1 protein-coding gene is annotated in these 436 nt (G+C 56.2%); it reads right to left on the bottom strand.

Annotated features, from left to right (window positions below):
* Nucleotides 1–436, bottom strand: a 436-nt coding sequence (locus tag ACU8YC_RS28155; RefSeq protein WP_446896417.1) for a PmbA/TldA family metallopeptidase, incomplete at both ends; no start/stop codon positions are given.

Raw genomic sequence — 436 nt, 5'->3', positions numbered from 1 at the left:
GGACGTCCGCGGACAGCGGACCGTCGGTCGCCACCACCGGAAGCAGTTCATAAACACCCGTCAGTCTGGCGGTCACATCCTGAACGCGCTTGGCTGCGGCACGCGCCACGGTGTCTACGCGGCGCAGAATATCCAGCTTCTCTTCACGGCTCATGCTCTGCAGGGGATCAACTGTGGTATAAAGCGCCTGGTGCTCCACCGCCCCCAGCGTTTTTACTTTGCCATCACCGTTGTCACGCACGATGGTACGATCGGCATGAGCACTTTGTTCCAGCGCCAGCAGGCTAATCTGGTCTGCATAGGCAAACCCTGTTTTTTCGCCGCTGATGGCTCGCACGCCAACGCCCTGAACGATATTGTAAGAACCATCTTTAATGATGCGGTCTTCTAAAACCCAGGATTCGTGATAGCTCGACTGAAAATAGACATCGCCGTA

The organism is Citrobacter sp. VF227, assembly GCF_052950715.1.
The sequence above is the reverse complement of the archived record's forward strand: the minus strand, read 5'-3'. Positions and strand labels throughout refer to the sequence as shown.